Source organism: Aurantiacibacter sediminis, assembly GCF_016019885.1.
In the GTDB taxonomy this organism is placed as follows: domain Bacteria; phylum Pseudomonadota; class Alphaproteobacteria; order Sphingomonadales; family Sphingomonadaceae; genus Alteraurantiacibacter; species Alteraurantiacibacter sediminis.
On the sequence record NZ_JAEANY010000002.1, the window covers coordinates 546870 to 568313 of the forward strand.

Here is a 21444-nt window from a genome sequence, read left to right on the forward strand (position 1 = left end):
GATGCAAAAAGTGCCGATGCTGGCCGAAGGCTATGAAAAGCTGACCGCTGATCTGAAGGCATTGCGGGCAGAGCGCCCCAAGATCGTCGACGCGATCGAGGAAGCGCGTGCGCATGGCGACCTTTCGGAAAATGCCGAATACCACGCCGCAAAGGAGCGCCAGGGCCAAGTCGAAGCGCAGATTGCCGATCTCGAAGACAAGACCAGCCGGGCGCAGATCATCGATCCGAAGACGCTTTCGGGCGACCGTGTCGTGTTCGGCGCGACCGTTACGGTGCTCGATGAGGACGACAAGCCGCTGAAGTACCAGATCGTCGGCCAAGCGGAGAGCGACGCCAAACAGGGTCGTATCTCCTACGAAAGCCCGCTGGCGCGCGCACTGATCGGCAAAAGCCTTGGCGACGAGGTCGAAGTGACCGTGCCGAGCGGTGACAAGTTTTACCTGATCGAGAAGATCGAGTTTATCTGAGAGAGTAGTGAGTGGGCAGTAGGCAGTAGGGGGTGAGCGGAGAAATCCGATCTTACCGTGACCTACTGGTCTGGCAGCCGGGGGATGGATCTCGCTACGGCTGCCTACGAACTCTCGAAAACGTGGCCTCGTGAAGAGGCCTACTGGCTGACATCGCAGGTCTGCAGAGCGGCGTCTTCAGCTCCAGCCAATATAGCCGAAGGTTACGGGCGACAGTCGCCTGCAAGCTATTCGCATCTCCTGAAGATTGCGCGGGGCTCTCTTAAAGAGCTAAAGACTCATCTGCTTTTGGCAGAGCGCGTTGGCGTATCGGGCCCCGGCACCACCGATGATATTTTGGAAATGGCGGACGAAATCGGACGTATGCTCGGGGGTCTGATCCGATCAGATCAGTTGACGCAAAACGCTAGCCAGTAATCCTACTGCCTACTGCCTACTGCCTACTGCCTACTGCTTAAAGCCTTACGTGAGATCCGGCTCAAACAGCTTGTGCAGGTGCACGATTACATACTTCATCTCGGCATCGTCGACGGTGCGCTGCGCCCAACCGCGCCATGCGGTTTCGGCTTCATCGTAGCTTCCGAAAAAGCCGACGACATGGATATCTTTCAAATCCTGGAATTCGGCGCCGCGCGGATCGGTGACGCGGCCACCCATGACCATGTGGAGGAGCTGGTTTTCGTGATTTTCCGACATCGTCGATATTCCTGCTGTTGAAATGAATTGCGCGCCCTATCGGCAATGCCGACAGGACGCGCAAGAGTGTTTAGCTGATTTGCTGAGAGATCAGCGGCGGCCAAGCGCGCGTGCCATCGCTTTGCCGGTTTCGCGGCGAGCGATGCGCGCAGCATCCGTCGCATCGCCAGCTTTGTGCGATGCCCTGCGACCGACCGAGCGAGCAGTGTCGCCGGCGCTATCGATAGCGTCTTCCGCGCGCCGCTTACCTTCGCGGCCGAGCAGTTGCGCGTCTTCCATCAGCTGGTTGGCGAAGCCGCTGGCAAGCTCTGCGCCCATGGTCGCTAGCCCAACTGCTTTTGCGCCGCCACGTGCTGCCGCGCGGCGTGGGCCGCGGAACATGCTCGCAATCAAGACGCCTACAGCAACTCCGCCAGCAGCGGCTGCGATCGGGTGCTTCTTGACGAAGCTGGTAAAGGCATCAGCCGCATCGGTTGCGCTTTCAGTTGCCTTTTCAGTCAAGCTCTGGCCGTGGCGCTCTTCTTCGCGTGCATGTGCAGCGGCGATGCGGGCTTTGATCTCTTCTCTTTTCGTTTCGGTTTTCGTATCGCTCATACCGTTTCTCCAATATCCAGTTTTTCTGCAAAGGCGGATGCATGCTCATCCAATGCATCTGCCAGTTCTTCCCCCCGCGTTTTTGAGCTGCCCGGTGCGAGTTCTTCCAGATTGAGCTTTTTGAATAGTTCTCCGAAAAATTCAGACAGAGGCTCGCGGAAAATCCATGCGATCAGTAGGACAATACCAAGGCCAGCCACGCTGCCGACGCGGCCCGGATTGTCTTTTACGAAATCCCGACTTTCATCGAGCGCGCCCTCGGCACCTTCCTTCATGCGATCGGCAAAGCGGGAGGCGAGGCCTTTTTGCTCAACGTCACCTTTGATGTACTCAACATCTCGTTTGACGAGATGCTTGGCGAGGTCGCGCAAGGCGAGATCTTCCTCAAGCTGTCGCTTAAGATCAGCCATTAATCTTCTCCTCGCTGGGCGAGCTCATGGCCGTCGATGCTTCGCCCCAAGCATTGCCAGCCTTGCGAGCGAGCAAATATGCGACAAGCAGCCAAGCCAGCACGACGATGGCCGTGGCGCCCCACGCAGTCACGAGAGGTGTCAGCGCAATTATCAGCCCGACGGTCAGACCGATGGTGGCGAGCACCGCAAAAAACGCTGCGACAATTCCGAAGGCAATGGTCTTTTTGACCCGATTGCCAACGAAACTCGCACGCGTTTTCTGATATGATAATTCCGCATCCACATAGGTGCGGGCGTCGTCTATAAGTGCCTCGACATCATCGAATAGAGAGCCGCGTGCCGCAGCTACATCATCAGATGCGGCTGCGGGCGACGTTTCGTCCCCAGTGAGTTCCGACGCGAGCTTTGTGTCCTGCGCCGGGGGCGGGACTGTCAGGTCCTCGTCCCGTACTTGCACCGCGAATTAACGGAACAGGCGGGCGAAGAAGAAGCCGACGACTGCGGCGAGGCCGACAGCTGCGACGGGGCTCTTGCGGATCGACGCGCGGGTCTCATCGGCAAGCTCGTCCAAGCTCTTCTCGTCGAGCTTCTGTGCGTTTTCCTGCAACGCGCGCGAGGTGTTACGGGCGTAATCACCATATTTCGCGCCGAGCTTCTCATCGATTGCGCCGGCATTTTCGTCGATTACGCGCGACAGACCCGACAGGCCTTCGCTAACCTTGTGCTTGCCCTCGACGGCCAGCTCACCGGCCTTGGTCTTCGCATCGGTCGCCCAGTCTTCACCACGCACGCGTGCCTGCTCACGATATTCGCCAGCGCGCAGCTTGGCTTCATCGGTAAGTGCCTTACCGCCAGCCTTCGCTTCTTCGATGGCGGCGTTGAAGCGCGTCTTGGCCTCTGATGTTTTTACCGACTCATTACTTGCCGGTGCGCCGGCGATCTCGGTGGCGTTTTCGGTTGCGGCAACAGTTGCCTTCTTCGGCTGTGTTTTCGGTTTCGTGGTTTTCTTGGCTGGCATAATTTTCCCTTTCCATTGCTGAAGGGGCGTCCCTCATGGTGTGTTATGGGTGTAAATCACCCGCGTTCAAGAGACCAACGCATGTTGCAGTGCAAGGTTCCGAGATATAGGAGGCGGCGAAACACATTTTCAGGAGCCAATTGCATGACTGCCATTATCGACATTCACGGGCGCGAAATCCTCGATTCACGCGGTAATCCGACGGTCGAAGTCGATATCCTCCTGGAAGATGGCAGCATGGGCCGCGCGGCTGTTCCCTCGGGTGCATCGACCGGCGCGCATGAGGCTGTGGAACTGCGCGATGGCGATAAGGATCGTTACCTCGGCAAGGGTGTGACCAAGGCGGTTGCGTCGGTGAATGGCCCGCTGGCGGATCTGCTGCTCGGTCTCGACGTGGAAGACCAGCGCGATATCGATATGGCGATGCTCGCGCTCGACGGCACGGCTAACAAGGGCAAGCTTGGCGCGAACGCCATCCTCGGCGTCAGCATGGCGGCGGCGAAAGCTGCGGCGGCTGCGCGCGGGATGCCGCTCTGGGCCTATATCGGCGGCGTTTCGGCGCATGTCCTGCCGGTTCCGATGATGAACATCGTCAATGGCGGTGAGCATGCGGACAATCCCATTGACGTGCAGGAATTCATGGTGATGCCAGTTGGCGCATCTTCGCTGGCAGAGGCAGTGCGCTGGGGCAGCGAGATCTTCCACACGCTGAAGAAGGGGCTCTCCGAAAAGGGCCTCGCCACTTCCGTAGGCGATGAAGGCGGCTTTGCGCCGAACCTCGCAGGCACGCGCGATGCGCTCGACTTCATCATGGCCTCGGTTGAAAAGGCCGGTTTCAAGCCGGGCGACGATGTAGTGCTCGCGCTGGATTGCGCAGCGACCGAATTTTTCCGCGATGGGAAATATGAAATCTCTGGCGAAGGTCTCTCACTCTCGCCGACCGAAATGGCCGAATACCTTGCCAAGCTGTGCGACGATTACCCGATCCTCTCGATCGAGGACGGCATGGGTGAAGATGACTTCGAAGGCTGGAAAGCCATCACCGACATGGTCGGCGACAAGGTACAACTGGTGGGCGATGATCTCTTCGTCACCAATCCCGATCGCCTGCGCATGGGCATCGACAAGGGCCTTGCCAATTCGCTGCTGGTGAAGGTCAACCAAATCGGCACTCTGACGGAAACGCTGGAGGCGGTCGATATCGCTCACCGTGCTGGTTACACCAGCGTAATGAGCCACCGTTCGGGCGAGACCGAGGATGCGACGATTGCGGACCTCGCGGTTGCAACGAATTGCGGCCAGATCAAAACCGGTTCGCTCGCGCGGTCGGACCGGCTGGCGAAATACAATCAGCTGATCCGGATCGAGGAAGAGCTGGGCGATAGCGCGCATTACGCGGGCCGCGCTTGCTTTGGCAGACTGGCCGGCGTCTGATCGGGGGCTTCAGGGTCTCAACCGGACCCTTGCTGTCCCCTTCAGGGCCGTTGCCGTCCCTCCAAGTCCTTGGCGAATTCCAAGAGCGTCGCACTTCGGTGTGACGCGATGTGCTAGGATCAATCAAACTGATCGCGCAGCTCGAGCAGCCGGACAGCGGCCATGGCCGCTTCACCGCCCTTGTTTTTCTGCGCGGGATCGGCGCGGACAATTGCCTGCTCTTCATTCTCGGTGGTGAGAATGCCATTGCCGATCGCGATGCCGTCCATCGTCAGCGCCATGATCGCGCGCGCGCTTTCCCCGGCGACGATTTCGAAGTGGTAGGTTTCCCCGCGGATGACCACACCAATGGCGACGAAGCCGTCATAGCGCCCGCTTTCCGCGGCCATGGCGATGGCTCCCGGCACTTCGAGCGCCCCGGGCACCGTGATGAGTTCGGCGGAATGGCCTGCCGCTTCGAGAGCACCTTTCGCGCCTTCGATCAGCATGTCATTGAGGTGACTGTAAAAACGCGCTTCGACGATGAGAAAATGGGCCATGGGTGATTACTCCGGAATGGGGTGGTGGCCGACAATGTTGAGGCCATAGCCCTCGATCGCGACGACATTGGGTTGGGAATTGGTGAGCAGGATCATGTCGTGTACGCCAAGGTCGGCAAGGATCTGCGAGCCGATGCCGACATTGCGCAGCTCGTCTTCCGAGGTCCAATTGGTGCTTGAACCCACGCGGCCGGTGAGGATCACGATCACGCCAGATCCATGTTCGCCGACCGCCTGCATGGCGCGTTGCAAAGTGCGTTTCCGTGGTCCGGGCTCACCCAGCACGTCGTCGAAAACCGAGATCGGATGGACGCGGGCGAGGGTAGGCTCGTCCGGCGCTACGTGGCCTTTCTGGAGAACATAGGCCTCATTATTGGATACGGTGTTGCGATAGGTAATCATTCGCCACTGCCCGCCATAGTCGCTTTCGAACGCGCGTTCATCGCCGCGCTCGACAAGGTGATCATTACGCATGCGATAGGCGATCAAATCGCGGATGGTCCCGATCTTGAGGCCATGTTTGCGGGCGAATGTGATCAGGTCGTCAAGACGCGCCATCGAGCCGTCTTCATTCATGATCTCGCAGATTACGCCGGAAGGATTGAGGCCAGCGAGGCGCGAGATATCGACCGCCGCTTCGGTATGGCCTGCGCGCACGAGCACGCCGCCATCGCGCGCGGTGAGCGGGAAAACATGACCCGGCGTCACGATATCGTCAGGCCCCTTGGTGCTGTCGATCGCGACTGAAACTGTGCGTGCGCGGTCCGCGGCGGAAATGCCGGTTGTTACGCCTTCCTTCGCCTCGATCGAAATGGTGAAAGCCGTCTGCATGCTCTCGCGATTATTCCGGCTCATCGGCTCAAGGCCGAGCGCATCGACACGAGCACGGTCGAGCGACAGGCAGATCAATCCGCGACCATGCGTCGCCATAAAGTTGATCGCGGCCGGGGTGGCCATTTGCGCAGGGATAATCAGGTCGCCTTCATTCTCGCGATCTTCATCGTCGACAAGGATGTACATGCGGCCATTGCGCGCTTCGTCGATGATTTCTTCGATCCCGACGAGCACGGGAGTGTCATCATTTTCTTCGAGAAACCGGTCTAGCTTGCCGAGAGTGTCGCTTGTAGGGTTCCACCCAACTTCGGCGCAATCGCGCAGAGTATTGGCGTGAAGTCCAGCAGCCCGGGCAAGGCCCGCGCGGGTCATTTTGCCACCGGCAATAATCTGGCGGACTTTTTCGATTGTTTGGTCGCTCATGCGGCGCCCCTATCACATTAAAATGTGATTGCAAGCACCGCGCATCACATTTGGCTTTGGAATTGATCCTTGCGCCAAGCGAAAACCCCCGCCACTAAGCGGGCATGGATGCTATAGAAAAGAGCGAAATGGCGTTGACCGATTCATTTCGCGAGGCGATGCGGCATGTCGCGGCCACAGTATACGCGGTCACCACGATCCATGACGGCCAACCCTATGGCATTCTCGCAACAGCGGTCAGTTCGCTCAGTTTTGCGCCGCCATCGCTGCTCGCCTGCATCAATCGCGGCGCTTCTCTGCATGAGCCGATCACCCACGCGCAGCGCTTTTGCGTCAATGTGCTGGGACTTTCCAATCGCGATGTGGCGGAGCATTTCATGATCCCCGAAGCAGACCGATTTTCGGTAGGCGATTGGCAGGAGCAGCATGGCGTCCCGGTGCTCACAAGCGCGCAATCGAGCCTGATTTGCACGGTCGCGGATCGTCATGTTTTCGGGACTCACACGATCTTCGTCGGAGAATTGATTGCGGCGAGCCACCGCGAGGATGCGACGCCGCTGACTTATTTCGATCGCCATTACATCGATATCAGCGAAGCGCCGGAAAAGGCTCGCAAGATCTAGGCAGGATCAATCCCGGCTGAAGTTGCGATCGCGCAGGGCAAGCAAATGTCCCGGCCAGCTCGGTCCGCGGCGATTGGGCAGGTACATGACGATCTCCCGCTCGATCAGATCCGCCCTCGCGCCTGCAGAGGGGTAAATCCAGCTGCCCATGATACCGCCGCTCAATCGGCCTCCTATGCCGGTGCGCCAAAGAACAGGGGAGATTGCAGGATCATAGCCGGCATTTGACAGGAGATGGACCGAAAGCCTGTCTGCTTCCACCTCTGCCTCCCGATTGGCCTGCTGGTTGCGGCCAAATTCTCCCAGCGCGCCGACGGAAATTCCGGCTTCTTCTTTTCTTCGCCGATGTTCGAGGACCGTGTGCGCGAGCTCGTGTGCGAAGACCGCCGCCATTTCGTCATCGCTCATTTGCAGAGCTAGGTCGTAACGGACCTGGATGACCCGCCCATCGCTGCGTGCCCGGGGCCCATCGCCCAATCGGATTTCCACCAAGCTCCGGCATCCGGCTACCGGCTGCACAATCATATCTTCGCTCGCCCCGCCACGGACGATGCGAAGGTTGAGCGGGGACGAGGGATCTTGGCGGGCCAGTAAATCGAAGCCGGCCTCGCGCAAATTGCCTATCTCAGGCGGAGGCAAATCCGCGATGCGAGTGCCGTTAATCGTCATGATAGCATCGTTCGTTTGGAGGCCAGCCTCTGCCGCGGGAGAATTCGGCAAAATGCCGGCAATCGCCAGCGGCCCATTCGCGAAGCGGGTGCCAACCTCAGCGCCATCGGAATATTGATCCGCGCTGTGCAGGATCATCCCCGTAATTGGCATTTGCGCCCGGCAAAGCCGCGCATTTGCCGTCATGATGCGGTCCGCAATCCTGGCGAGGCGCAAATCCTGTGCTTGCAGCATCTCCCAATCGGACTGTTCTTGGGCCTGAAGCGATGCGGGCGCTGCGACCGCAAGCAAAGCCGTTATGGCGAAAGCGAAGAGATACCGGGTCATCGTTTCGACATGCACCAGAGAGTCGGCGCAGTCGAGCCTCTGCTTTTCGCGATGAACTACGCAAAGATACCGGCGATTAAACGGAAGACCCTTCACGCCTTCCTGCCACTTCCCCTCAATGAAGGACACCCTCATGACGGGCACCGACATTCAGGCAGATTTCGACCCCTTAAGCGGTAAAATCATCAAGACGATCCGAATAGCGATGCAAATTGGCCTATTGCTGGCTGTGCTCGGCACGATCCTCGAAGCATTCGTCGCGCCGCAGCAGCGTTTCCTTTTGATGGGAATGACACTTGCCTGCCTGACCGTCAGCATCGTGAGCGGCATATTGCTGGCTCGCTTTCGCAAGGCTGAGACGCGGGAAAAGTCGCGCATGCTTCAGCAGCAGCTTGAGGCACAAGAGCAGATCGAGGAGCTCTTCGGCCTTACCGACACGCTGCAAAGCGCAGACGGCAATGAGGATGCCGCGCAAGTGTTGGCCGCGAGCGGTCGACGCCTCCTGCCCGGATGCGGCGGCGCACTCTATGTGTTCAACAATTCGCGCGACCGGCTCGATCTGGTTAACGAGTGGGATATGCCGGACGGTTACAGTCCGGTCGCATCGCTCACACCGTCAAATTGCTGGGCGCTCAAGCGCGGCAAGGACCATCTGAACGAAGTGCACGAGGATTGCCTGCAATGCTCCCACTATGTCGGTGAAGTCGCGAGCATCGAAGTGCCGATGATCGCGCGCGGCAAAGTCTACGGCCTCCTGATCCTGGCCGATCGCGGCGGGGATGGTGCGAATGTCGATAGGGCGCGGCGCGTCGCTCGCGCTCTGGCGGACTCGACCTCACTGGCGCTGTCGAACATTTCCTTGCGCGAGCAATTGCGCACGCAGACTCTGCGCGATCCCATGACCGGGCTCTACAATCGTCGTTATATGGAGGACGCACTTGAGCGCTTTATCGCGACGGCGCGGAGGAAGGATCAGTCGACGGCCGCTCTGATGATCGACCTCGATAATTTCAAGAAATTGAACGACGAGCACGGCCACGCAAAAGGCGATGCAGTGCTGAAGGAAGTCGCAGCACAGCTGGTTGCAGCCGTACGCCCTTCCGACATTGTCTGCCGGTATGGGGGTGAGGAATTGCTGGTCCTCCTGCCGGATTGCAATTTGCAAGAAGCTGCCGAACGGGCTGAACAAATGCGCAGCCGTGTAGCGTCGCTTTCGCAAACGATGGACTGCCCGGTCTCCGCATCTTTCGGTGTGTCCGCCATGCCCGAGTGCTCGCACTCAGCTTCCGAATTGCTGTCGAGCGCGGACGCTGCGCTTTACGTTGCCAAGGATGCTGGAAAAGACCAGGTGCGGATTGCGCCGAAGGCGGTGACGACAGAACGCACGCCGAAGCTGGTGGCATCATCTTGATATCGCGTGGGAGGGGATGGTGGACGCACTAGGGCTCGAACCTAGGACCCGCTGATTAAGAGTCAGCTGCTCTACCAACTGAGCTATGCGTCCATTCCTGCCTGGTTTCTCAAGCGAATGATCTCAGCGAGTGACAACAGGTCGAATCGCTGGGAGGCGCTCATATAGCTAGTTTTTCCCGGCTGAAAAGAGGTAGTTTGAACGCAGCGGCCTTTCAGGTCTTGATAGACCGCCGGTTCCAACGCTCGACCATCATCAAACCGCCGACGCAGAGCATGTTCGTCATCATGGATGAGCCGCCATGGCTCATGAAGGGCAGTGGGATGCCCACGACAGGTGCAAGGCCCATCACCATCATCAAGTTTACGGCCACGTAGAAGAAGATCGTCGCTGTCAGACCTCCCGCGAGCAGACGAGAGAAGCGATCCTGCGCGTCGCGTGCGACGATCAAGCCCCAACGCAGGATAATGCCGAATATGACGAGCACGAACAGGCCGCCGATCAGGCCCCACTCTTCTGCCATTGTCGCAAAGACGAAATCGGTATGCGGCTCGGGCAAGTAGTCCAGCTGGCTTTGGGATCCTTCGCCAAACCCTTTGCCGGAAATGCCGCCCGAACCGATGGCGATTTGCGATTGGATAATGTGGTAGCCGCTGCCTTGCGGATCGCTCGCCGGATCGAGGAAAGTCAGCACGCGCTGCTGCTGATAGGGTTTGAGGCCGAAAGTATAGGCGAGTGGGATCGCGAAGATAGCCGCCACACCGCCGCCGATGAACCATTTCTGCGGAATACCAGCAAGAAACATCACTACCACGCCGCCAAAGGCGATGGCGAGCGAGGTACCTAGATCGGGCTGGAGCAGAACAAGCGCCATCGGCAGTGCGATGAGTCCCAAAGGAACGGCAATCGCGCGCCACGTTCCGATCATCGCCGCAGGGAGTGAATGGTAATAGGCAGCAAGCAAGAGCACGATGCCTGGTTTCATCACTTCGGATGGCTGCAATCGCATGAAGCCAAGCTCGAGCCAGCGCTGACTGCCGCCGCCAAGCTGACCCATCGCTTCCACCGCGACGAGGAGGACGAGGACGGCGATGTAGGCCGGGATCGCGACATAGCTCGCCCATTCACGCGGGAAGTAGGAAATCGTCAAGGCCACTACGAGAAACACGCCGAAACGGATCAGGTGCGATGACGCATACGGATCCATCGATCCTCCGGCCGCGGAATGCAGCACCGCCGCGCCGAATGCGACAAGCATGATGAGAGGTATCACGACCCGCCAGGGGAATTCGGCGAGCGGCGTTGGAAGGGTGACCGAGCCCCTCACGTTATTGTCTCATCCGAACGTGGATTGGCTTCTTCACGCGGCACGAAAGCATCCGTCGCCGGCGCTTCCGGCTCTGCTGCTGCGGCGCGCGCTTCTGCATCGACTTGCCGCGCAAGAGTGACCGGCGGCGGGGCAGGGGGCAAATCTACGCCTTGGGAGGCAGCATATTGCGCATATTGCCGATCGAGCCGTTCCTGCGCCGTGCCGCCCCATTGCTCTTCCAGCGCGTGCAGCGCCTCGAGCCCCTGATTGGGATCAAACATGAAAGTCATTACATCCCGCGCGACAGGATAGGCCGCGCCTGAGCCTCCGCCATGCTCGATGACGACCGCGCCCGCATAGCGAGGATTATCGAAGGGTGCGAAGAAGATAAAAAGGCCGTGATCCCGGAAACGCCATGGACCAGAACGACCGTCCGAGAAATTGAGGCCAACCACCTGAGCGGTTCCCGTCTTTCCCGCCATAAGCACTTCTTCCATCGGCAGTCGCGCGCGTCCTGCGGTGCCTGGCCCGTTCACAACATCGCTCATCGCCTGACGGATGTAAGCCTTGTACTCGGCGCTTACCCCCATGTCCTCAAATTGCGGCACGGTGGAATTGAGAGCCAGGCGCGGCGTCACTTTTTCCGAAGTCGCAAGACGCGCAGCCATGACCGCAAGTTGCAGTGGAGAAGCGAGCATGTAACCTTGGCCAATGGTGGCGTTTACGGTGTCGAATGCCTGCCATTCACGGCCGTATTTCTCCATCTTCCATTCGGGATTTGGCACGGTGCCGTAGAATTGGTTGGCAACCGGCAGCTCGAATTGCTGCTGCATGCCGTAATCCATGCAGGCATTGGCGATGGGCCACATGCCGGTGCGCTGCGCCATCGCATAGAAATAAACGTCGCAGCTTTGATAGATAGCCTTGGCAAGATCTGTGCTGCCATGACCGCTGCGGTTCCAGCATCGGAAAACGCGATTGCCGACGCGCAGCCCGCCGCCGCAGAAGACGGTCTCATCGGGATCGATACCTTCGCCGAGCAGTGCCATGCCCACGGTCGGCTTCACCGTCGAGCCCGGCGGATAGAGCCCCTGAAGAACCTTGTTGCGCAAAGGAACGCGATCGTTTTCCCTGAGCATCGAATATTCCAGCCTGCCGATACCGTCAGAGAAACTGTTCGGATCGAAGCTCGGCATACTCGCCATGCAGAGCAGGTCGCCGGTCAGGCAATCCATGACGACTACCGAACCGGATTCCAGCCCGAGCCGCCGTGCAGCGTAATCCTGCAGAGGCCCATCGATGGTCAGGCGAACAGGATCACCCTGAACATCATCGCGTGTTTCCAGATCGCGTACGATCCGACCCGAAGCTGTCACTTCTACCCGGCGAGCGCCGGGCACTCCGCGCAAATCCATCTCAAATTGCTGCTCAACTCCATCCTTTCCGATCTTGAAGCCAGGCGTCATGAGAAGCGGCTGCGGCTCTTCCTCATATTCCTCACGGCTTGGAGCACCCACATAGCCGAGGAGGTGACCCACGGCTGGACCGGTCGGGTAATAACGCGAATATCCGCGCTGGGGTACCACGCCGGGAAGCTCTGGTAGGCGCACGCTGACAGCGGCGAAATCTTCGAAGCCGAGATTGTTGGCGACCGGGACGGCTGCAAAGCCCCGGCTCTCTTCAAGCCTGAAGCGAAGATCTTCGCGTTCCGCTGGAGTGAAGTTCAGCAATTCGCTGAGCAGGTTTACCGTCTGATCGGGGTCGTTGACCCGCTCCGGAATGATATCGACGCGGAAATCGGCCCGGTTGGACGCGAGTGGCGAGCCGTTACGATCGAGGATCCAGCCTCGGCGCGGGGGAATGAGTGAGAGGTTTACGCGGTTGCTCTCCGCTTCCATCTCGTATTTCTCATTCTCGGCTACGGCGATATAGCCCATGCGCGCTGCGAGCAGGCAGCCAATACCGCCTTGTATGGCTCCGATGAGAAAACTCCGGCGGGCGAAACGTTCCTTGAGAGTATTGGAAGTGATCTTGCGGTCCATCAGCTCACCCAATGCGCCGCACGCGCGTCAGACGGACGCGGTCAAGAAGAGACACGATTTGCGCAACCACGGGGAACAGCATGATGGTGATCAATATCTGTGGCAAGATGAGGGAAAGCTGAATCCAGTTCAGCGACACGCCCGAGAAAATGGCGGAGAAAAAAAGATAAAGCGTGCTGAAGACTGCGGCCACGCCCCAGTCCTGCCAGAAACCGCGCCATGGAAAGCGGACTTCGATCAGGTCGAGTGCAATCATGGTGAGGGAGAATAGCAGGATCCCCGATCCCAGCGGCTGGCCGGAATAGAGGTCATGAAAAAATCCCAGCGGCAGGCCCGCCCACATGGGCAGCAGACCCGGTCTCAAAACGCGCCAGGCCAGCAGGAAGAGATAACCGAGCGGCGGAACCATCGGCGCAGAGGCAATAATGGGCAGAAGCGGCGTCAGTGATGCAAGCAATATCGTCAGCCAAGGCAATCCATATGCAAGGACCGGGGAATGCGCCCGGTTGATTTTGCTGCCGAACTGATCGCGCCGCGCGTTCGGATTAAGCCGCTCCATTATTCTTCTTCGCTCTGCATGCTGGTAAACGGAGCATCGGCAGCCACGATGGCTTCAGGTTCGAAGATTGGTTCGACGATAACGAAATCGGTGGCGGCCGGGTTGCTGAGCAATTGGCCGATTGCGCCATCATCGGTGATTTCAGACACCATCGCGACGGCCACGCCGGGACGGAACAGCCCGCCAGCGCCGGAGGTGACGAAAATGTCGCCTTCCTCTAGCGGATTAATACCAAGATTGATCAGGCGAATGCGCAGCGAACCGTCTGCGCGCCCTTCCGCGAAAGCAACCACATCGTCGGTTGCGCGCCTGACGGGTACGATGCTTTCGACGTCGGTCAGCAAAAGGACCCGCGATGTGGAATTGCCCGCTTCAAGGATGCGACCGACAAGACCCATGGGAGAGCTGACCGGCATTCCGACCTGCACACCGTCGTCCTGACCGGCGCCCAAATATCCGAATCTGCGCGTACTGGTGGAGCTCGATCCGATCAGCCTTCCGGTGGCGACCGGGGTGATCTCGCCCTCGGCCAGATCGAGCAGGGCTTTCAGCCGAGCGTTCTCTTGCTCGAGTGCGCGCATTTCGGCGAGCCGGACGCGGGCAATTTCATTCTCGCGCTGTAGTTCTGCATTGCGTGATCCAGCGTCGTAATAGCCTGCGATTGCTTCGAAAAAGCTGCGTGATCCGACGCGCCCCGTCGCACCGGCTTCCCCCACCGGCGAGGCGGCATCGGTGGCCATGGAGCGAAGGCCATAAAAGGCTTCGGGCCGCCACAGAGAAATGATCAACAACAGCGCGCCGATCAGCGCCCCGGCGCTTGCAAAAACATAGCCAGCGAAGCGGCCAAGCTGCGCCTTCTTGTTAGAGCCAGATGTCTGCGCCGACGGCGGTGCCATCGCGGCCCGCTCCCCTTGTTGAATTGCTTTTTAAGCGGTCATGAGGACGCCGCGATAGATCGGGTCCTCCATTGCCCGGCCTGTGCCCAGGGCCACGCATGTCAACGGATCTTCCGCAATGCTGACCGGCAGTCCGGTTTCTTCCTTGATATGATCGTCCAGACCCCGGATCAGCGCGCCGCCGCCAGTGAGAACGATGCCCTGATCGACGATGTCAGCAGCAAGTTCAGGCGCCGTGTTTTCAAGGGCAATGCGAACACCTTCAACGATAGCGCCAATAGGTTCGGACAATGCCTCCGCCACGTGCGCCTGGTTGATATTGATCTCCTTGGGTACGCCATTCACGAGGTCGCGTCCCTTGATCACGATGGTTTCACCTACGCCGTCATCCGGCACGGTGGCAACGCCGTAATCCTTCTTGATCCGCTCCGCCGTGGCATCACCGATCAGGAGGTTGTGGTGTCGACGGACATAAGAGACGATCGCCTCGTCCATCTTGTCACCGCCGGTACGAACCGACGTGGTGTATGCGAGGCCGCGCAGCGACAGGACGGCGACTTCGGTCGTACCACCGCCAATGTCGACGACCATGGAGCCGACGGGCTCGGTAACGGGCATATCCGCACCGATTGCCGCAGCCATCGGCTCGAGAATCAGGAACACTTCGGATGCGCCGGCATTGCTGGCCGCGTCACGAATGGCGCGCTTTTCCACTGAGGTGGAGCCCGAGGGAACGCAGATCACGATCTCCGGGTAGCGGAGCAACGTTTTGCGGCCATGCACCTTACGGATGAAGTGCTTGATCATCTCTTCTGCGATTTCGATGTCGGCGATAACGCCATCGCGCAGTGGGCGGATCGCCTGGATGTTGTCCGGTGTCTTACCCATCATCAACTTCGCATCGTCGCCAACAGCTTTCACGCGCTGCACACCGGCAGTCGTCTCGATGGCGACCACGGAAGGTTCGTTCAGCACGATGCCGCGATCCTGTACGTAAACCAGCGTGTTGGCCGTACCGAGGTCGATGGCCATGTTCTGCGAACCGAATTTGAAGAGATTGGAAAAAAAGGAACTCATCGAAAAACCCGTAATAAAGAATTGCCGCAGTGGCTCGGCGACTCAGTCCGAACTCTGTTGGAAATGCGGAAAGTCACGCCCCTTAACCCGCAACCGTCAGAAAGGCCAAAAAATTTGTCGAAAAGGTCGTAGTTTTGCCCCGGTTCGCCTCGAAATTGCGCGCACTGACCTGTAGGGTGCGCCGATGCCGCAAATCCGCCGCCTTCCAGAGACGCTCGTCAACCGCATTGCTGCGGGTGAGGTTGTCGAGCGCCCGGCCTCCGCGTTAAAGGAGCTTGTGGAGAATGCGATCGATGCTGGCACGACGCGCATTAGCGTGTCGATTGTCGAAGGCGGGCTCGGTTCAATTCAGGTCACGGACGATGGTTGCGGCATGTCGCCTGAGCAGATGTCACTGGCCTTGGAAAGACACGCGACGTCCAAATTGCCTGATGAGGCGATTGAGCAAGTGGCGACACTCGGCTTTCGAGGCGAGGCGCTCCCTTCGATCGGAAGCGTCGCGAAGCTGACTATCGAGAGCAGGCCGGCTGATAGCTCTGATGGATGGCGCAGGGTGGTCGATCATGGAGCACTGGTGGAGGAGGGGCCAGCGGCCTTGCCTCCCGGCACGCGGGTGAGGGTTGAGGATCTGTTCAGAAAGATCCCCGCGAGGCGCAAATTCCTGCGCACACCGCGTAGCGAATATGCTGCCTGCCATGATATCGTGCGCCGCCTCGCTATGGCGCGCCCCGATATTGCCTTTACCTTCGAACATGGCGAGAGGCGTATTTTTGCCGTGCAGGAAGGGCAGGAGGCACCTGAACGCGTCGCGCAGATTGTCGCACGCGAGTTAGCGGACAATGGCGTTGTTATAGATCTGGAGCGGCCGAGCGGTGAAGGCACGATGCGGCTCAGCGGCATCGCAGGGCTGCCGACCTACAATCGCGGGGTCGCCGATCATCAGTATCTCTTCGTGAATGGCCGCCCGGTGAAGGACCGCCTTCTCATCGGCGCGGTGCGCGGCGCCTATGCAGAGATGCTGGCGCGTGATCGGCATGCGGTGCTCGCGCTGTTCCTCGACGTTCCGTTTCCCGATGTCGATGTGAATGTGCACCCCGCCAAAACCGAAGTCCGTTTCCGCGATGCTGCTGCGGTGCGCGGTTTCATCGTCAGTGGCTTGCGAAATGCGCTTTCCACCGGTGACCGGCGAAGCGCGCAGGCTCCGGACTCCGGGGCAATGGGACGGTGGCAGGCGGAACCGCTTGGCGCAGAGCCTTCTCCGGCCTTGGCCTCTATCTTTTCGGGACGCGATTGGTCTTCCCCATCGTCTCAACGATTGTCGGAAACGCGCAGCGAGTGGGCCGGAGATACGCAAACGCTCGCCGCGCCGCAGGGGAGGGCAGAAGAGGCTGAAGCGCTTTCAGCAGATGCAGAACGCTTTCCACTGGGCATTGCGCGCGGTCAGGTCGCCAACACCTACATTATCGCCGAGTCAGCGGATGGGCTGGTGCTTGTCGATCAACACGCAGCGCATGAACGCATCGTGCTCGAGCGCTTACGCGCTGCCGGTGCCGGCGAGAAGGTCGCAGCCAGCCAGGCGATGCTGATCCCCGAAGTGGTCGAACTGGAAGAGGCCGATTGCGACCGGCTTGAGGAACATATCGATCACTTCACCAAGCTCGGCCTTGTTATCGAGCGGTTCGGTCCAAATGCCATGCTCGTGCGCGCCATTCCCGGCGTTCTCAAGAAAGCGGATCCGGAAGCGCTGTTGCGCGATCTAGCCGACGATATCGCCAAGCACGGGTCATCGCTGCTGCTTACGGAGAAGATCGAGCATGTGCTGGCAACGATGGCTTGCCATGGTTCTGTTAGGGCTGGGCGAGTGCTCAATGTAGCCGAGATGAATGCTCTGCTGCGCGAGATGGAGACCACCCCGCGGTCGGGGCAGTGCAATCACGGTCGGCCTACGTGGGTCAAGTTGTCGATGGAAGATGTCGAGAAACTGTTCGGGAGGCATTAATGCGGGGATTGTGTGGGGCAGTGCTGGCGGGTTTGCTTCTCGGTTGCGGCAACGCTCCGTCGGAAGACCAACGGGCGGCAGAAGATGCGGCCATCGCCGACCGGGTGCGTGAGGCGAACGAAACTGGTCCGCCGATCGAAGAGGTCGTGCCGGAGACTATCAGCTATCCGGACATGGAAACGAACGATCTGCTGGGCCAAGGCTGTGCCTATGCACCCGGAACCAGCATGGGTGTACGAGTGATTGCCCGCGAGACCGATGCCTATTTGAAAATCGACGGCGAAATGGTCCGCTTTGCAGCCGATCCCGGCTCGCGCGAACTGCCCTCGAACACGCGCTCGCTTTACAACGGTCGGACGCACTCTTTGCGATTGGCTGTCGGAGAAGTGGCGCAGGAAGGCGAAATCGAAGACACCACGTTCGAAGGCACAATGTGGCTGTACGACCGGTGGGACCGTGTGGTCTACACCGGTACTGGTACAGCCAATTGCGGCGTTTGATCCTCGCTGCGATCAGGTCCTGAATTCGGGCACGCGGCCATCGTCACCCAGTTCCGGGATGATACGATAGCGAGCGAGAACGAGGCTGAAGATACCGAAGAGCAGCAGGCCGACGGCAACCAGCGTGAAGACGATGCCTTCACCAGCCAGCGATGCGACAGCATCACCGAGGGTCTTAATTTGCTCCGCGCCGCCGGACATGAAGCCAGCTTGGATCAACGACCAGGCGATCACGCCATATACTACGCCGCGGGCAGAATAGCCTGCGCCGCCGAGCAAACGCGTTGCATCGGGCGCATTCGCCGAAATACGATTCATGAATTCGCCGCTAAGCCCCTTCTTGATCTGGAAAATTGCGGCAATGCCGAAAGCGATACCGAGAAGGCCGATGACGGTGCCACCAAATTCCACGGAAAGCACGCCGGACGCAGCTTCCTGAGCGCCGCCGCCCGATCCACCTGAACCGCCACCTCCGCCGCTGCTGCTGGCGAATTGATAGGCCGACCAGGCGAGCGCGAGGTGCCCGATGGCACTTCCCGCATGGCCAAGGCGCTTGCCCCATCCTTTTGCGTCAGTGCCGTTGTTTTCGATGTCGAAAAATGTCGATGAGAAGCGGAACAGGGCATAGGCGATAAGGCCAACCACCATCAGCCACAGAATTGCAGTGCCCGCAGGGAAGTCCTTCACGGCTTGGAAAACGCCATTGGTGCCTTCGGCGATCTTGCTCGCACTCGTAAGCGCGACGATGCCGAGCGTTGCATAGAGAATAGCGCGGCTGAAATAGCCGACGCGTACCAACCAATTGAATTTCTCAGATTTGTCGACCATTATATCGTCCCTGTTGCTTGATGAACGACTAACGACCTTCCTGCGATTTGGTGCCGAGATTATCGCAAACGTTTGACGTAGAGCTGCTTGTCGTCCCGCCGCTCCATTTTGAAATTGTCGCTGGCGGCGCGCATCATGTCGGACAGGCGCTTGAAGCCGTGGTTGCGAACATCGAAGCTGGATCGATTGCCTGCGATCTGGCCGACTTCATGCAGCCGCGCAAAACCTTCGTCATCCCGGCTAGCGGCTTTCCAGGCGTCACCCAGCAAATCGATCAGGTCCTGATCGATAACGTCATCCGACTGCGATTTGTCATCACGCGAATTGGTGCGGATCAATTGATCGACATCGATGTAGCGCGTGCAGGCCGACTTGAATGCATCGGGTGCTTTGTTCCCACCGAAGCCGTAGACGATCAAGCCGTCTTGCCGGAGCCGTGTGACGAGCGGGGTAAAATCGCTGTCCGAAGACATGATGCCGAACCCGTCCACCTTGCCGGTGTTCAGGAGATCGATCGCATCGATAGCCATTGCGATATCGGTGGCGTTCTTGCCTTTGGTCAGGTCGAACTGCTGCATCGGCTGGATTCCGAAGCGGTGCGTAATTTTGTTCCAATTCGACAGCGCCGGTTTCGCCCAATTGCCATAGGCGCGGCGCACATTGACCTGGCCCAATTCCGCAAGGACGGTGAGGACGGGGTCGATACCTGCATGGCTGGCATTGTCTGCATCGATGAGCAGTGCGATATTTTTGAGATTGGCTTCTGGCATGGGCGGTTAAATGGCGCGGAGCAGTTTGCGACGCAACCCCGCTACGCGCTCACTCAACGGCTTCGAACTTCCCGGTATCTTCATCGCGCAGATAGAGCACGCCTTCGGTAATGGAGAAATGCGTTCCGCGAAGTTTTAGATCGCCGCGCTCAACCGCTTCCCGCACAAAGGGAAAGCTCAGCAAATTCTCGATGCTGACACCCACTGCGGCAAATTCCATTTCGCGCTCTGCGACGCGGCTTTCGGTTCCATGCGCATCGGCAACAGGTTCGCGCGCATCATCCAACAAGTGGACCCAATTCGCCACAAAACCGCCTTCGCCCGGAGCATTGCCATGCAATTCCTGCGTCAGCGCCGCCTTGCAGCCGCCGCATCGCCCGTGACCCATGATCACGATCTGGCGAACTTTCAGAACCTGCACTGCATATTCTATCGCTGCCGACACACCGTGTTGACCGGGTGTGGTCTCGAAGGGCGGGACAAGGGCGGCAACATTTCGGACGACGAAAATTTCGCCCGGATCGACATCGAAAATCTGCGCCGGATCGACCCGGCTATCCGAACAGCCGATGATCATCAGCTTCGGATGCTGACCTTCGGACACCAGCTGGTCATAGCGAGCGCGCTGCTTAGGGTAGCCTTCGGTGCGGAACCGGCGATAGCCGTGCAGTAATTCGTGGAATTCAGGCATTAAAAGCGCTCGCCACGGATGACCTGGATGTCCCACATGGTGAGCAGCAATCTGCGCTGAGTGAGCACTGGCGCCAAGGCTTCTGCCAGAGCCATGGCTTTGTCCTCTGGCGCGATTGTCAGAATAAGGACTTTATCCGTGCCCATCACCCGTTCTTCGCGCCAGCGGCCATCACGACCTTTGCCGGACGTAACCGGAGTGATCGTCCAGCCGGTGATGCCTGCATCGTCAATCGCCTTGGTTACGCGATTGGCCTGCGCCTGATCTGCGAGGATCTCGATACGTTTGCGGATTACGGTCTCGATCATGGGATCGCTGCTCCTCCACCGGTCAGCATCGCTGCAAGCGCACCGATCAATGCGATGTTGACAAGGACGTTGAAAGGAAACGTGATCGACAAAGACATCGTGAGATAAATGCCCGGATCGGCTTCTGGCAGTGCGAGCCGCATGGCAGCGGGGACGGCAATATAGCTGGCGCTGGCGCACAAAACGCCAAGCGCTGCGGAAGAGCCTGTATCGAGACCTATGCCGACCCCCAGAACCGTTCCGACTGCGCCGTTGAAAAGCGGCAGGGCCAATGCGATTGCGACCAGGCGCCACGTCAGGCTGCGCGAGTCCATCACCCGCCGAGCCGCGATCAGGCCCATGTCGAGGAGGAAGATGCAGAGCACGCCTTTGAACATCGCACCGAAAAACGGCTCGACATCGGCAAAGCCGGAGGGCCCTGCGATCCAGCCTATGGCAAACGCACCTAGAAGGAGTACGACAGACGCATTGAAAAGGACCTCGTGGAGCAGTTCTTTCGTGCTCTGGCCGCTATCCGATCCGCCGCCGCGGGCGAGGACGAGGCCAGCAAGGATGGCGGGGCTTTCCATCGTCGCCATGACGGCGACCATATAACCTTCCGGCGGATTGCCCTGCAGCTCGAAGATCTCAACCGCGGTGACAAAAGTCACCACGCTGATCGACCCGTAATGCGCCGCGACCGCGCCTGCATTGATCCGGTCGAGTTTGCCGAAGCCTTTGAGTAGCCAGTAAGCATAGAGCGGCATGACGAAGCCTGCGCCGATGCCGGCGGCAAGGGCGGCGAGTACGGTCCCGTCCAAGCCCGATTCCGCGACTTCGATACCGCCCTTAAGGCCGATCGCCGCCATCAGGTATAGCGACATGCCCTTGGCGATGGCTTCCGGGATGGCGAGGTCCGAGCGGGCGAATGCCGCGAGCAAGCCCAATACGAAAAAGAGCACTACCGGGGAGGTGAGCGCCTGTATGCCGACTGCGTCCATGACAGACCGCTTATGCCAGCATACGAATGAGGGCA

At 59.3% G+C, this 21444-nt stretch carries 25 protein-coding genes and 1 tRNA gene; 7 read left to right on the plus strand and 19 right to left on the minus strand.

The genetic code is table 11. The features are described 5' to 3' along the window. The first annotated feature begins 1 nt into the window (after position 1). The gene (gene greA / locus I5L03_RS08180; protein ID WP_197921249.1) at positions 2 to 469 is read left to right on the plus strand and encodes a transcription elongation factor GreA; all 468 of its coding nucleotides are present in this window, start codon (positions 2 to 4) and stop codon (positions 467 to 469) included. A gap of 84 nt (positions 470 to 553) precedes the next feature. Further along, complete coding sequence (locus I5L03_RS13625; RefSeq protein WP_197921250.1) at positions 554 to 886, plus strand: four helix bundle protein; 333 nt, start codon at positions 554 to 556, stop codon at positions 884 to 886. A 45-nt stretch (positions 887 to 931) separates the two neighbouring features. On the opposite strand, the gene I5L03_RS08190 is transcribed toward I5L03_RS13625, so the two are convergent. The 5 genes from I5L03_RS08190 to I5L03_RS08210 form a co-directional block, all read right to left on the minus strand. After that, positions 932 to 1165 (minus strand): DUF4170 domain-containing protein, encoded by a 234-nt coding sequence (locus tag I5L03_RS08190; RefSeq protein ID WP_197921251.1) that lies wholly within the window; start codon positions 1163 to 1165, stop codon positions 932 to 934. A gap of 90 nt (positions 1166 to 1255) precedes the next feature. Further along, positions 1256 to 1759, minus strand: coding sequence for a hypothetical protein (locus tag I5L03_RS08195; RefSeq protein ID WP_197921252.1), 504 nt, complete (start codon positions 1757 to 1759; stop codon positions 1256 to 1258). After that, the gene (locus I5L03_RS08200) at positions 1756 to 2169 is read right to left on the minus strand and encodes a hypothetical protein (RefSeq protein WP_197921253.1); all 414 of its coding nucleotides are present in this window, start codon (positions 2167 to 2169) and stop codon (positions 1756 to 1758) included. Before I5L03_RS08200 ends, I5L03_RS08195 begins: the two co-directional genes overlap by 4 nt. Next, positions 2162 to 2629: a phage holin family protein gene (locus tag I5L03_RS08205; RefSeq protein ID WP_197921254.1), complete on the minus strand. Its 468-nt coding sequence runs from the start codon at positions 2627 to 2629 to the stop codon at positions 2162 to 2164. Before I5L03_RS08205 ends, I5L03_RS08200 begins: the two co-directional genes overlap by 8 nt. A gap of 6 nt (positions 2630 to 2635) precedes the next feature. Beyond that, positions 2636 to 3190 (minus strand): hypothetical protein, encoded by a 555-nt coding sequence (locus tag I5L03_RS08210; protein WP_199803227.1) that lies wholly within the window; start codon positions 3188 to 3190, stop codon positions 2636 to 2638. Positions 3191 to 3334: 144 nt separating this feature from the next. Here I5L03_RS08210 and eno point away from each other — a divergent pair, with 144 nt between their 5' ends. Continuing rightward, positions 3335 to 4624 (plus strand): phosphopyruvate hydratase, encoded by a 1290-nt coding sequence (eno, locus tag I5L03_RS08215; RefSeq protein ID WP_197921255.1) that lies wholly within the window; start codon positions 3335 to 3337, stop codon positions 4622 to 4624. Positions 4625 to 4743: 119 nt separating this feature from the next. On the opposite strand, the gene ribH is transcribed toward eno, so the two are convergent. Both ribH and ribB read right to left on the minus strand, forming a co-directional pair. Then, the gene (gene ribH / locus I5L03_RS08220; RefSeq protein WP_197921256.1) at positions 4744 to 5163 is read right to left on the minus strand and encodes a 6,7-dimethyl-8-ribityllumazine synthase; all 420 of its coding nucleotides are present in this window, start codon (positions 5161 to 5163) and stop codon (positions 4744 to 4746) included. Positions 5164 to 5169: 6 nt separating this feature from the next. Then, positions 5170 to 6420: a 3,4-dihydroxy-2-butanone-4-phosphate synthase gene (gene ribB / locus I5L03_RS08225; RefSeq protein ID WP_197921257.1), complete on the minus strand. Its 1251-nt coding sequence runs from the start codon at positions 6418 to 6420 to the stop codon at positions 5170 to 5172. A gap of 104 nt (positions 6421 to 6524) precedes the next feature. Here ribB and I5L03_RS08230 point away from each other — a divergent pair, with 104 nt between their 5' ends. Further along, on the plus strand, positions 6525 to 7043 hold the full coding sequence (locus I5L03_RS08230) for a flavin reductase family protein (RefSeq protein ID WP_197921258.1): 519 nt from the start codon (positions 6525 to 6527) through the stop codon (positions 7041 to 7043). A gap of 6 nt (positions 7044 to 7049) precedes the next feature. Here the strand turns inward: I5L03_RS08230 and I5L03_RS08235 are convergent, their stop codons facing one another. After that, complete coding sequence (locus I5L03_RS08235; protein WP_197921259.1) at positions 7050 to 8039, minus strand: M48 family metalloprotease; 990 nt, start codon at positions 8037 to 8039, stop codon at positions 7050 to 7052. 133 nt (positions 8040 to 8172) lie between these two features. On the opposite strand from I5L03_RS08235, the gene I5L03_RS08240 reads away from it, so the two are divergent. Then, positions 8173 to 9450 (plus strand): sensor domain-containing diguanylate cyclase, encoded by a 1278-nt coding sequence (locus I5L03_RS08240; RefSeq protein WP_197921260.1) that lies wholly within the window; start codon positions 8173 to 8175, stop codon positions 9448 to 9450. A 17-nt stretch (positions 9451 to 9467) separates the two neighbouring features. Here the strand turns inward: I5L03_RS08240 and I5L03_RS08245 are convergent. From I5L03_RS08245 to I5L03_RS08270, 6 genes are all read right to left on the minus strand, one after another. Next, a tRNA-Lys gene (locus I5L03_RS08245) sits at positions 9468 to 9543 on the minus strand. A gap of 121 nt (positions 9544 to 9664) precedes the next feature. After that, positions 9665 to 10777: a rod shape-determining protein RodA gene (rodA, locus tag I5L03_RS08250; protein WP_325100135.1), complete on the minus strand. Its 1113-nt coding sequence runs from the start codon at positions 10775 to 10777 to the stop codon at positions 9665 to 9667. Continuing rightward, positions 10774 to 12801 (minus strand): penicillin-binding protein 2, encoded by a 2028-nt coding sequence (gene mrdA, locus I5L03_RS08255; protein ID WP_197921261.1) that lies wholly within the window; start codon positions 12799 to 12801, stop codon positions 10774 to 10776. The genes rodA and mrdA overlap by 4 nt, the downstream gene beginning before the upstream one ends. A 4-nt stretch (positions 12802 to 12805) precedes the next feature. Next, positions 12806 to 13360 carry a rod shape-determining protein MreD gene (locus tag I5L03_RS08260; RefSeq protein WP_197921262.1) on the minus strand — a complete coding sequence of 185 codons (555 nt, stop codon included), beginning with the start codon at positions 13358 to 13360 and terminating at the stop codon, positions 12806 to 12808. Beyond that, on the minus strand, positions 13360 to 14256 hold the full coding sequence (gene mreC, locus I5L03_RS08265; RefSeq protein ID WP_197921263.1) for a rod shape-determining protein MreC: 897 nt from the start codon (positions 14254 to 14256) through the stop codon (positions 13360 to 13362). Before mreC ends, I5L03_RS08260 begins: the two co-directional genes overlap by 1 nt. A 30-nt stretch (positions 14257 to 14286) precedes the next feature. After that, the gene (locus I5L03_RS08270) at positions 14287 to 15333 is read right to left on the minus strand and encodes a rod shape-determining protein (protein WP_197921264.1); all 1047 of its coding nucleotides are present in this window, start codon (positions 15331 to 15333) and stop codon (positions 14287 to 14289) included. 184 nt (positions 15334 to 15517) lie between these two features. On the opposite strand from I5L03_RS08270, the gene mutL reads away from it, so the two are divergent. After that, positions 15518 to 17332, plus strand: a complete 1815-nt coding sequence (gene mutL, locus I5L03_RS08275) for a DNA mismatch repair endonuclease MutL (RefSeq protein WP_197921265.1) — start codon at positions 15518 to 15520, stop codon at positions 17330 to 17332. Positions 17333 to 17352: 20 nt separating this feature from the next. After that, the gene (locus I5L03_RS08280) at positions 17353 to 17832 is read left to right on the plus strand and encodes a hypothetical protein (protein ID WP_197921266.1); all 480 of its coding nucleotides are present in this window, start codon (positions 17353 to 17355) and stop codon (positions 17830 to 17832) included. Between the two features lie 12 nt (positions 17833 to 17844). Here I5L03_RS08280 and I5L03_RS08285 read toward each other — a convergent pair whose 3' ends face one another. From I5L03_RS08285 to I5L03_RS08305, 5 genes are read right to left on the minus strand one after another with little or no spacing between them, the layout of a single operon-like run. Further along, on the minus strand, positions 17845 to 18660 hold the full coding sequence (locus I5L03_RS08285; protein ID WP_197921267.1) for a DUF1206 domain-containing protein: 816 nt from the start codon (positions 18658 to 18660) through the stop codon (positions 17845 to 17847). Between the two features lie 59 nt (positions 18661 to 18719). Next, positions 18720 to 19430: an NYN domain-containing protein gene (locus I5L03_RS08290; RefSeq protein ID WP_197921268.1), complete on the minus strand. Its 711-nt coding sequence runs from the start codon at positions 19428 to 19430 to the stop codon at positions 18720 to 18722. 49 nt (positions 19431 to 19479) lie between these two features. After that, the gene (locus I5L03_RS08295) at positions 19480 to 20121 is read right to left on the minus strand and encodes a carbonic anhydrase (protein ID WP_197921269.1); all 642 of its coding nucleotides are present in this window, start codon (positions 20119 to 20121) and stop codon (positions 19480 to 19482) included. After that, positions 20121 to 20429: a P-II family nitrogen regulator gene (locus tag I5L03_RS08300; RefSeq protein WP_197921270.1), complete on the minus strand. Its 309-nt coding sequence runs from the start codon at positions 20427 to 20429 to the stop codon at positions 20121 to 20123. Before I5L03_RS08300 ends, I5L03_RS08295 begins: the two co-directional genes overlap by 1 nt. After that, a complete protein-coding gene (locus tag I5L03_RS08305; RefSeq protein ID WP_197921271.1) occupies positions 20426 to 21409 on the minus strand; it encodes a sodium-dependent bicarbonate transport family permease in 984 nt (327 codons plus the stop codon). Before I5L03_RS08305 ends, I5L03_RS08300 begins: the two co-directional genes overlap by 4 nt. Between the last annotated feature and the right edge of the window lie 35 nt (positions 21410 to 21444).